This is a genomic window from Scandinavium sp., from assembly GCF_051650185.1.
Taxonomy (GTDB): domain Bacteria; phylum Pseudomonadota; class Gammaproteobacteria; order Enterobacterales; family Enterobacteriaceae; genus Scandinavium.
The window spans coordinates 79,619-89,918 of record NZ_JBOFIN010000131.1 but is presented as its reverse complement, the minus strand read 5'-3'; the positions used below and the strand labels follow the sequence as shown (position 1 = coordinate 89,918).

14 protein-coding genes are annotated in these 10,300 nt (G+C 52.2%); 1 reads left to right on the top strand and 13 read right to left on the bottom strand.

Features of this window, described 5'->3' with window-relative positions; all coding sequences use genetic code 11:
* The 9 genes from ACRCWW_RS17940 to fkpA all read right to left on the bottom strand — a co-directional run.
* Positions 1-232 (bottom strand): GTP-binding protein (locus ACRCWW_RS17940; protein WP_032439543.1); only part of this gene is annotated, 232 nt, incomplete at its 3' end.
* Between the two features lie 70 nt (positions 233-302).
* Positions 303-2,417 carry an elongation factor G gene (gene fusA, locus ACRCWW_RS17935; RefSeq protein ID WP_438683601.1) on the bottom strand — a complete coding sequence of 705 codons (2,115 nt, stop codon included), beginning with the start codon at positions 2,415-2,417 and terminating at the stop codon, positions 303-305.
* Between the two features lie 97 nt (positions 2,418-2,514).
* Positions 2,515-2,985 carry a 30S ribosomal protein S7 gene (gene rpsG / locus ACRCWW_RS17930; protein ID WP_004106370.1) on the bottom strand — a complete coding sequence of 157 codons (471 nt, stop codon included), beginning with the start codon at positions 2,983-2,985 and terminating at the stop codon, positions 2,515-2,517.
* A gap of 94 nt (positions 2,986-3,079) precedes the next feature.
* Positions 3,080-3,454: a 30S ribosomal protein S12 gene (gene rpsL / locus ACRCWW_RS17925; protein WP_002436309.1), complete on the bottom strand. Its 375-nt coding sequence runs from the start codon at positions 3,452-3,454 to the stop codon at positions 3,080-3,082.
* Positions 3,455-3,578: 124 nt separating this feature from the next.
* Positions 3,579-3,866 (bottom strand): sulfurtransferase complex subunit TusB, encoded by a 288-nt coding sequence (tusB, locus tag ACRCWW_RS17920; RefSeq protein ID WP_438683600.1) that lies wholly within the window; start codon positions 3,864-3,866, stop codon positions 3,579-3,581.
* Between the two features lie 7 nt (positions 3,867-3,873).
* A complete protein-coding gene (gene tusC, locus ACRCWW_RS17915) occupies positions 3,874-4,230 on the bottom strand; it encodes a sulfurtransferase complex subunit TusC (protein WP_438683599.1) in 357 nt (118 codons plus the stop codon).
* Positions 4,230-4,616 (bottom strand): sulfurtransferase complex subunit TusD, encoded by a 387-nt coding sequence (gene tusD / locus ACRCWW_RS17910; protein ID WP_438683598.1) that lies wholly within the window; start codon positions 4,614-4,616, stop codon positions 4,230-4,232. The genes tusC and tusD overlap by 1 nt, the downstream gene beginning before the upstream one ends.
* Entirely contained in the window at positions 4,616-5,338 is a 723-nt protein-coding gene (locus ACRCWW_RS17905; protein ID WP_404659817.1) for a helix-turn-helix transcriptional regulator, read from the bottom strand. The genes tusD and ACRCWW_RS17905 overlap by 1 nt, the downstream gene beginning before the upstream one ends.
* 220 nt (positions 5,339-5,558) lie before the next feature.
* Positions 5,559-6,407, bottom strand: a complete 849-nt coding sequence (gene fkpA, locus ACRCWW_RS17900; protein WP_404659816.1) for an FKBP-type peptidyl-prolyl cis-trans isomerase — start codon at positions 6,405-6,407, stop codon at positions 5,559-5,561.
* A gap of 218 nt (positions 6,408-6,625) precedes the next feature.
* On the opposite strand from fkpA, the gene ACRCWW_RS17895 reads away from it, so the two are divergent.
* Positions 6,626-6,844, top strand: a complete 219-nt coding sequence (locus ACRCWW_RS17895; protein WP_330985034.1) for a protein SlyX — start codon at positions 6,626-6,628, stop codon at positions 6,842-6,844.
* A 63-nt stretch (positions 6,845-6,907) separates the two neighbouring features.
* Here ACRCWW_RS17895 and slyD read toward each other — a convergent pair whose 3' ends face one another.
* The 4 genes from slyD to kefG all read right to left on the bottom strand — a co-directional run bounded on the left by slyD (position 6,908) and on the right by kefG (position 10,154).
* Complete coding sequence (gene slyD / locus ACRCWW_RS17890) at positions 6,908-7,492, bottom strand: peptidylprolyl isomerase (protein WP_438683597.1); 585 nt, start codon at positions 7,490-7,492, stop codon at positions 6,908-6,910.
* A 94-nt stretch (positions 7,493-7,586) separates the two neighbouring features.
* The gene (locus tag ACRCWW_RS17885) at positions 7,587-7,787 is read right to left on the bottom strand and encodes a YheV family putative zinc ribbon protein (RefSeq protein WP_404659814.1); all 201 of its coding nucleotides are present in this window, start codon (positions 7,785-7,787) and stop codon (positions 7,587-7,589) included.
* 10 nt (positions 7,788-7,797) lie between these two features.
* Entirely contained in the window at positions 7,798-9,603 is a 1,806-nt protein-coding gene (gene kefB / locus ACRCWW_RS17880; protein WP_438683596.1) for a glutathione-regulated potassium-efflux system protein KefB, read from the bottom strand.
* On the bottom strand, positions 9,603-10,154 hold the full coding sequence (gene kefG, locus ACRCWW_RS17875) for a glutathione-regulated potassium-efflux system ancillary protein KefG (protein WP_438683595.1): 552 nt from the start codon (positions 10,152-10,154) through the stop codon (positions 9,603-9,605). Before kefG ends, kefB begins: the two co-directional genes overlap by 1 nt.
* Positions 10,155-10,300 lie beyond the last annotated feature (146 nt).

Sequence of the window (10,300 nt, the reverse complement as noted above, 5' to 3'; positions counted from 1 at the left end):
CGTAGTGGCGAGTCGGGGTGTCATATTCAACGTGGGAAGTGTTGATGGTGATACCACGAGCTTTTTCTTCTGGTGCGTTATCGATCTGGTCGAAAGCACGTGCAGAACCACCGTAGGTTTTAGCCAGTACGGTAGTGATTGCAGCAGTCAGAGTAGTTTTACCGTGGTCAACGTGGCCGATAGTACCAACGTTAACGTGCGGTTTTGTACGTTCAAATTTTTCTTTAGACACGGCTATATTCCTTACTATAGTGCTCTCCCCCTTGGGAGAGAGCACGGGACATTAGTTTTTAACCTATGGCTTATTTGCCACGAGCTTCGATAACGGCCTGAGCAACGTTGTTCGGCGCGTCGTCATACTTCAGGAACTCCATAGAGTAAGAAGCACGACCTTTAGTCAGAGAACGCAGCTGAGTTGCATACCCGAACATTTCAGACAGCGGAACTTCAGCGTGAATCTGAACGCCAGTAGCGTTGGATTCCTGACCTTTCAGCTGACCACGACGACGGCTAAGGTCGCCGATAACGTCACCGGTGTTCTCTTCCGGAGTTTCTACTTCAACCTTCATGATAGGCTCAAGCAGAACTGGTTTCGCTTTCTTAAAGCCATCTTTAAAGGCGATAGAAGCGGCCAGTTTAAACGCCAGCTCGGAGGAGTCAACGTCATGGTAAGAACCGAAGTGCAGACGCACGCCGAGATCAACAACCGGATAACCAGCCAGAGGACCAGCCTTCAGCTGCTCCTGGATACCTTTATCAACGGCAGGGATGTATTCGCCAGGAATTACACCACCTTTGATGTCGTTGATGAACTCGTAACCTTTCGGATTTGAGCCCGGCTCCAGCGGGTACATGTCGATAACAACATGACCGTACTGACCACGACCACCAGACTGCTTGGCGTGTTTACCTTCGATATCGGTAACTTTCCCACGAATCGCTTCGCGGTAAGCCACCTGAGGTTTACCGACGTTCGCTTCAACGTTGAATTCACGCTTCATACGGTCAACGATGATGTCGAGGTGCAGTTCACCCATACCGGCGATGATGGTCTGGTTAGATTCTTCATCAGTCCATACGCGGAATGATGGATCTTCTTTTGCCAGACGACCCAGAGCCAGACCCATTTTTTCCTGGTCAGCTTTGGTTTTTGGTTCTACGGCGATGGAAATTACCGGCTCTGGGAATTCCATACGCTCAAGAATGATCACGTTGTCCGGATCACAGATGGTGTCACCTGTGGTCACGTCTTTCAGGCCGATTGCAGCTGCAATGTCGCCTGCGCGAACTTCTTTGATCTCTTCACGTTTGTTGGCGTGCATCTGAACGATACGACCAAAACGCTCACGAGCCGCTTTCACTGGGTTGTATACAGTATCACCGGAGTTAACCACACCAGAGTAAACGCGGAAGAAGGTCAGGTTACCTACGAACGGGTCGGTAGCAATTTTGAATGCCAGAGCAGCAAACGGCTCTTCATCGCTAGCGTGACGCTCGGACGGGGTATCTTTACCGTCGTCCAGCATACCGTTGATAGCAGGTACGTCAGTTGGTGCTGGCAGGTAATCGATTACCGCATCCAGCATCGCCTGAACACCTTTGTTCTTAAATGCAGAACCACAGGTTACCAGGATAATTTCGTTGTTCAGAACGCGCTGACGCAGAGCGACTTTGATTTCTTCCTCGGTCAGCTCTTCGCCGCCCAGGTATTTTTCCATCAGCTCTTCAGACGCTTCCGCAGCGGATTCGATCAGGTTCTGGTGCCATTCGTCAGCCAGGTCCTGCATATCAGCTGGGATATCTTCGTATTCGAAGGTTACGCCCTGATCAGCATCGTTCCAGTTGATGGCTTTCATTTTCACCAGGTCAATAACACCGGTGAAACCTTCTTCAGCACCAATCGCCAGCTGCAGCGGAACAGGGTTCGCGCCCAGACGGGATTTGATCTGACCAACAACTTTCAGGAAGTTAGCACCCATACGGTCCATTTTGTTAACGAACGCGATGCGTGGAACTTTGTATTTGTTAGCCTGACGCCATACGGTTTCAGACTGTGGCTGAACACCACCAACTGCGCAGTAAACCATTACCGCACCGTCAAGAACACGCATGGAACGTTCTACTTCGATGGTGAAGTCAACGTGGCCCGGGGTGTCGATGATGTTTACGCGATGCGGTTCATACTGCTTCGCCATACCAGACCAGAATGCAGTAGTCGCTGCGGAGGTAATGGTAATACCACGCTCCTGCTCCTGCTCCATCCAGTCCATGGTTGCGGCGCCGTCATGAACTTCACCGATTTTGTGGTTTACACCGGTGTAGAACAGAATACGTTCGGTAGTCGTGGTTTTACCGGCGTCGATGTGCGCACTGATACCGATGTTACGATAGCGTGCGATGGGTGTTGTACGAGCCATTTGATTCCTCGTTTGTTTCTTTAGACGTTCAGATTAAGTAACCCAGAGCGGGCGGCTTACCTGAAGCGCCCGCCTGGTGACTAACACTCCGAAGGGATTACCAACGGTAGTGAGCGAACGCCTTGTTGGCTTCTGCCATACGGTGAACGTCTTCACGTTTCTTAACTGCAGTACCTTTGTTGTCTGCAGCGTCAGAAAGTTCGTTCGCCAGACGCAGAGCCATAGATTTATCACCGCGTTTACGAGCAGCTTCAACGATCCAACGCATTGCCAGAGCATTACGACGAACCGGACGAACTTCAACTGGAACCTGATAAGTAGAACCACCTACACGGCGGGACTTAACTTCGACAGTCGGACGAACGTTGTCCAGAGCGACTTCGAAAGCTTCCAGTTCATTTTTACCAGAACGCTGAGCCAGGGTCTCCAGCGCGCTGTATACGATTGCTTCAGCAGTAGATTTTTTACCATCTACCATCAGGATATTTACAAATTTAGCCAGCAGCTCTGATCCGAACTTAGGATCCGGCAGAATTTTACGCTGACCAATGACGCGACGACGTGGCATGGGAATACTCCGTTGTTAATTCAGGATTGTCCAAAACTCAAAGAGTTTAGATTGACATTAATTTAAAACGTTTGGCCTTACTTAACGGAATCCATTAAGCCTTAGGACGCTTCACGCCATACTTGGAGCGAGCTTGCTTACGGTCTTTAACGCCGGAGCAGTCAAGCGCACCACGAACGGTGTGGTAACGAACACCCGGGAGGTCTTTTACACGACCGCCACGGATCAGGATCACGGAGTGCTCCTGCAGGTTGTGACCTTCACCGCCGATGTAGGAGGTGACTTCGAAACCGTTAGTCAGACGCACACGGCAAACTTTACGCAGTGCGGAGTTAGGTTTCTTAGGAGTGGTGGTATATACACGAGTACATACACCACGTTTCTGCGGGCAGGCTTCCAGCGCAGGCACGTTGCTTTTTGCAACTTTGCGTGAGCGTGGTTTGCGAACCAGCTGGTTAACTGTTGCCATTAAATAGCTCCTGGTTTTAGCTTTTGCTTCGTAAACACGTAATAAATCGCCTCATATAATATGAGGACGCGAAATTTTAGGGCCACGCCGAAAAGGTGTCAAGAAATATACAACGATCTCTGCACTACCAGGCAAGTTGCCCGTCGTGTTTGACCGCTAGTCTGACGAAGTCAGTATAGCTAACCCTGACGACACTGCTCGAAATTTGACCACAAAGGCCACGAGCTTCAATGTCTTCCTGCAGCGCATACAGGGTTATGGGGGCGTCATTGAGAAGATCAAGGAAGCGGCTGCCATCCAGCGCCGCAATCACCCCATCGGAGAGCAGCAGCAAATCATCCCCATCGGCCGTGAGTCGCAGAAAGGCACTGATATCATGCTGCCAGGGAGAGTGACTAAGCGTATGAAGCATCGACACCTCAGAAACGTAAAATCACATCGTATCCCTCAAGTTTCTGGCGCAACGCAGCTGGCTCCAGAATCTCAGGTTCGATAATAAAGGAAGGCGAACTCAGCCCGCGCTCTCGTAGCGAAGCAGCACATACCCAACTCTCTTCGATGTCATACAGCGCCATCAATTTAAAAGCAGGGATATAATCCCGGGCCAGGATCGCCGCCGGTTTTTGATCGCTTAGAAGCTGAAGAACCCCGTCACCGATAAAAAACACGCCGATATCTTCCGTTAGCGCCGAGGTGGCGAGGAGTGCATCCAGCCCTTCCCTGCCGGAAGAACTTCCGTGCGGTGCGGTGGAAAAGACAAAAGCCACACGTTTCATCAGAACTGCACCATTCTGTCGCAGGTTAATGAGGCTTCAGCCAGTGCGCCTAATCCACTTAAGTGGAAGCCCGGTTGAAGATTGGCACCCGCTAACCCAAGCTGTTTTGCTTCGGTTTCATCCGTCACCCCACGGCGCAATGCCGCAGCGACACAAATGTGAAGCGCTACACCGTGCTGCTCATGCAGTGCCTGCCACGCACGCACCAGATCGAATTCATCACTTGCCGGCGCGCTCAACTGGTTGGCGTTATACACACCTTCACGGTAGAAGAAGATACTGGAGAGCTCATGCCCTTCGGCAAGCACCGCCTGCGCAAATTGCAGGGCACTGCTGGCTTGTTGGGTGCCATACGCAGGCCCCGTAACCATCAGGGCAAACCGCATTACTTATCCTGTCCCTGGAAATCGCCGCTCTTAAACTGGCGAATATAGAGGTAAACGGTGTGTTTGGAGATGTTGAGACGATCGGCCACCTGGTTGATTGCGTCTTTGATATCGAAGATCCCTTTTTCATAAAGGTTAAGGACGATCTGACGATTTTTGGCGTTGTTGGAAACGTTACGATCGGCGTTGACCTCTTCGATGGTGAATTCCAGAGTCTGGGTCACCAGGTCTTCAACAGAAGATGCAAAGTTCACCTGAGAGTTTACTTCAGGCGTTTCAGGCGGAATAAAGGTGCTCATGATTTGCGAGAACGGCACATCAAGGTTCATGTTGATGCACAGCAGCCCAATCACACGCTGGTCACGGTTGCGGATAGCAATCGTCACAGACTTCATCAGCACGCCGCTTTTGGCGCGAGTGAAATAGCATTTGGAAACGCTGCTGTCCGCACCGGTCATATCATGGAGCATACGCAGCGCCAGGTCCGTTATCGGCGAACCGATTTGACGACCTGTGTGTTCACCGTTGGCAATACGAATGGCGGAACATTTGAGATCCTGCAGTGAGTGCAGCACGATTTCGCAATGGGAGCCAATGAGCATCGCTAACCCGTCCACTACCGCTTCGTAAGATTTCAGAATGTCGAAATCGGTCTGGTCAAAAGGACGTTGATCCAGCAAATCAAGTTCACTGGTTTCGTTGGTTAAAAGCGACCTGGACATGAAAAAAAGCACTCCTTTTCAGGAGCCTGTCGTTAGGTTGTCAGGGCAGGCTCATTATCATCATCAAAAATAAGGCATCTAAAGTAATACGCGCCTCAGGCACTTTCCAGTGTTTATTATACTCGTCATACATCAAGTTGCCTGTGCGTGGGTGACAACACAACGTTTGTTGCGCCCAATAAAAAACCGCCGCCCTTAAGGACGGCGGTTTTCATCACGCTTATTTCTTGCTGGAATCAGCAGCGGCTTTGTCGTCTGCAGCAGGTGCAGCGGCATCCGCTTTAGGTGCTGGTTTGATATCCAGCAGCTCTACGTCAAACACCAGCGTAGAGTTAGCAGGGATACCCGGGACGCCAGTTTTGCCGTAAGCCAGGTCTGGTGGAATGACCAGCTTGATTTTGCCGCCTTTCTTGACGTTTTTCAGGCCTTCAGTCCAGCCTGGGATTACGCCGTCCAGACGGAAGGACAGTGGCTCACCGCGGGTGTAAGAGTTATCGAACTCTTTACCGTCAATCAGCGTGCCTTTGTAGTTCACGACCACAGTGTCGCTGTCTTTCGGCGCATCGCCGGTACCTTCTTTCTCTACTTTGTACAGCAGACCAGTCGAAGAGGTTTTCACGCCTTTCTCTTTGGCAAAGGTGTCACGGAAGGCTTTGCCTTTCGCTTCGTTGTCAGTCGCGTCTTTTTCCATTTTCTGCTGAGCAGAGGTTTTTACGCGAGTTTCGAAGGCCTGCAGGGTCTGTTCGATTTCCTGATCAGAGAGTTTGCTCTTATCCGCAAATGCGTCCTGAACGCCGGCGATCAGCTGTGCTTTATCCAGTTTGATGCCCAGCTTTTCCTGCTCTTTCAGGGAGTTTTCCATGTAACGACCCAGCGATGCACCCAGTGCATAAGCAGATTGCTGGTCGTCGTTTTTGAATGCAGCGTTCAGGCCAGCAGGTGCGGCTTTCGCAGCATCAGCGGCCGGAGCAGCTTTCGCGGCAGCAGCATCGGCAGCGAAAGTCAGCGGAGCATTCAGGGCAACGGCCATCGTTGTCGCCAGAAGCGTTACTTTAAACAGTGATTTCATCCATCTCTCCAGGGACGGGGCATCTTTCTCACCCCGGGGTTTACGTAAATGAGTTGTCTACTATAAAGCGTCACAGAAGAAATCTACATATGAACACTCTGTAATCTCGGATCTTTTCAGACTCTTTTTGTGTAAATAAGTTTCGTCATTCGGGTTATTGGCTGCACAACCGGGAAAAGTCCCGTAAAATCCGCGCGAATTGATTAAAGAGGTGATTCATGAGCGAGACAACACTCGAAGCGCGCCTGGAAGAGCTGGAAAGCCGACTGGCCTTTCAGGAGATCACCATTGAAGATCTCAACCGGACAGTCACCGCGCACGAAATAGAGATGGCGAAGATGCGAGACAATATGCGTCTGATGGTCGAAAAACTGAAAGCCAGCCAGCCTTCCCACATTGCCTCACAGGCAGAAGAGACGCCACCACCTCATTATTGAGGCGTAAAAAAAGCGGGTTTCCCCGCTTTTTCCTTTAATGCGCCAGCCCAAAGGCAAAACGCATTAGTGGCAACCGCAGCCGCCGTTACCGCAACCACCTTTACCATGTTCATGGTCGCCGTGATCGTGGCCGTGACCACCGCAGCAACCACCTTCATGGTCGTGATCGTGGTGATGGTCGTGTGCACCGTGAACGTGGCCATGAGCCAGTTCTTCTTCGGTCGCTTCACGCATCGCTACCACTTCAACGTGGAATTTCAGGTTCTGGCCAGCCAGCATGTGGTTACCATCAACAACGACGTGGTCATCTTCCACTTCGGTGATTTCTACCGGTACTGGACCCTGGTCAGTTTCAGCCAGGAAACGCATGCCGACCTGCAGCTCGTCAACGCCCATGAAGACGTCTTTTGGTACGCGCTGAACCAGGTTTTCATCATACTGACCGTAAGCGTCGTTCGCGCCAACTTCAACGTCGAACTTATCGCCAACTTCGTGACCTTCCAGCGCTTTTTCAAGGCCAGAGATCAGGGAACCGTGACCATGCAGGTAGTCGAGCGGCGCGCTTACCGGAGACTCATCAACCAACACACCGTCTTCTGTACGTACCTGATAGGCCAGGCTGACCACCAGGTCTTTTGCTACTTTCATGATATCTCCTGAGCATGGGAAGAATAGTGGCGCAGATTGTAGCGGAATTCTGCACCTGTGTACCCCTTAGCTTAAAAAAAGACAGCGAGGATCGCTACTCGGGATGAAAAATGCCAATCACTTGCTCATCTTTGCGAACGTGCTCGCGGGCTTGTTTGTCAGCCTCTCGCATCTGGTGACCGCACTTAACACACTCAACAATATCGACATTATTCTCACGCCACATCGCCATTGAATCCTGCGCCTGGCATGCCGGGCATTTTGCCCCGGCGATAAAACGTTTACGGATTGCCATTGTTCACCTTCTATTCAAATTCGTCCCAGCCGTCCAGCTGGCGTCGTTCTTGTTGCATTTCACGCTGGAAAATCTCTTCCAGCTCGCGTCGGGCTTCCCGCACGCGAGATATTTGCTGCGTATCCGAGTGCACTGGCATCAGCTCACGCAACATGCGCATATCCAGACGACGGAAATGAAGCTGCGCGCGCTGCGCCTGATGAGGATGCATCCCCAGCGTAATGAGCGCCTTGCGTCCCAACTCCAGCGCACTGGAAAACGTCTCGCGTGAGAATTGTTTCACACCTGCCTGCAGCAATTCGTGAGCTTCCACACGCCCGCGTGCTCGGGCAAGAATGTGCAGATGAGGGAAATGCTGTTGGCAGATTTCCACCAGCTTCATGGTGTCTTCCGGCGCATTACAGGTGATGACGATAGATTGCGCTTCTTCTGCCCCTGCGGAGCGCAGCAGTTCAATCTGCGTCGCGTCACCGTAGTAGACCTTATAGCCATATTTACGCATCAGGTTCACCGCGCTAATGTCACGTTCCAGCACGGTTATCCGCATTTTGTTGGCCATCAGCAAGCGCCCGATAACCTGACCAAAGCGCCCGAAGCCAACCACAATCACCTGCGGTTTATCATCTTCAACCCACGGCGCTTCATCTTCTTCTTCCGGACCATTGAAACGGCGAGACAGCAGCTTATCGACAACTTTCATAACCAGCGGCGTGGTCATCATCGACAGCGTAACCGTCACCAGCAGCAGCGCCATTTGATCGTGATGGAACAGGCGCTGCGAAGAAGCCGTCGAAAAAAGCACAAACGCAAATTCTCCGCCCTGACTCAGTACACCAGCAAACTGCATACGCTCTGAACTTCGCAAACCATAAACCCGCGCCAGGACATACAGCACCAGTGATTTCACCGCCACCAGGATAATCACGCTGCCAATAACCCACAGCAAATGGGTATAGAGAACGCCAAGATTCAGCGCCATGCCAACGGAAATAAAGAACAACCCGAGCAGCAGCCCCTTAAACGGCTCAATGGCGATTTCCAGCTCATGCCGGTATTCACTTTCCGCCAGCAGCACACCGGCGATAAACGTGCCAAGCGCCATCGACAAGCCCAGCGCATCCATAAACAATGCGGACCCGAGCACCAACAGCAGCGTGGCCGCCGTAAACACCTCGCGCACGCCGGAACCTGCAATAAAGCGAAAAACCGGGCGCAGTAAATAGCGCCCGCCAATCAGCACGCCGGCAAACGCCAACACTTTCAGGCCGATCTTGATCCAGTCAGGATGCTCATCGCCCGATCCCGCCAGCAGCGGTACCAGTGCCAGCGCGGGGATCACGGCTAAATCCTGAAACAGCAATACCGAGAAGCCGAGCTGCCCGGCCTCATTGCGATTCATCCCTTTTTCGCGCATCAGCTGAAGTGCCATCGCCGTGGAGGACATTGCCAGACCAATGCCGCCAATCACCGCCGCCTGCCATGAGAAATTGGTCAGCATTAACAAACCGGTCAGGATTGCTGCGCTCAGCAGCACCTGAGCGGCTCCCACACCAAAGATAGAACGCCGCAGTTGCCAGAGCTTCGACGGATTCAGCTCCAGCCCGATGATAAACATCAGGAACACCACGCCTAATTCGGAGAAGTGCAGAATTTCGTCCACATCGCTGATGAACCCCAAGCCCCACGGGCCAATCGCGATGCCAGCCAGCAGATACCCCAGCACCGGGCCAATGCCCAAACGCGATGCCAAAGGCACTGCCGCAACGGCCGCGAAGAGAAACAGCACGCCCGCCAGCAGTAAATCCGATCCTTCCATCAGCGACCTCCCGGAGCGATAGGGTTTGCCAGCCATTCACCATAAGCTCTGGCATGGCTGGCCAGTTCTTCCGGAGGCTGGCGGCGGGCCCAGTAAACAATGATCGGATTCATCCAGTGCATGCGACACATCGCGGAGGTCAGTTCAAAAGGCCGCAAAACATCGCTCATCGAATAGCGATTCAGGGAGTCGTGGCGATAAGCACTCTCCGGCTCACCGGTGGTGATGACACTTCGCCAGTACTTTCCCGCCAGCTGGTTTCCGCCCGGGCCACTGGCAAAGCCGCGACTCAGCACACGGTCAAGCCACTCTTTTAAGAGCGCCGGACAGCTGTAGGTATAAAGTGGATGCTGGAACACAATGACATCGTGCTCCTGCAGCAATTTTTGCTCGCGTGGAATGTCGATAAAGAAATCGGGATAGTGTGCGTACAAATCGTGCACGGTAACATTTTCAAGCTGTTGTGCCGGCTTAAGCAAAACCCGGTTCGCCACCGAGTCCTGAGATTCCGGATGGGCATACAGCAGCAACACTTTTGCTGTCTCTGACATCATTCCCCTCCCGGCCAATGGGCAGGCCTCATTTCATGCCTGCGCCTGAATACTTTTGTCTGGCGTTGTTGTTTTGGGCTACCATTGCCGCCCGGTGTCGCGATGCGTCACCACACTACATTATCATAATGACAATTTAACATAGT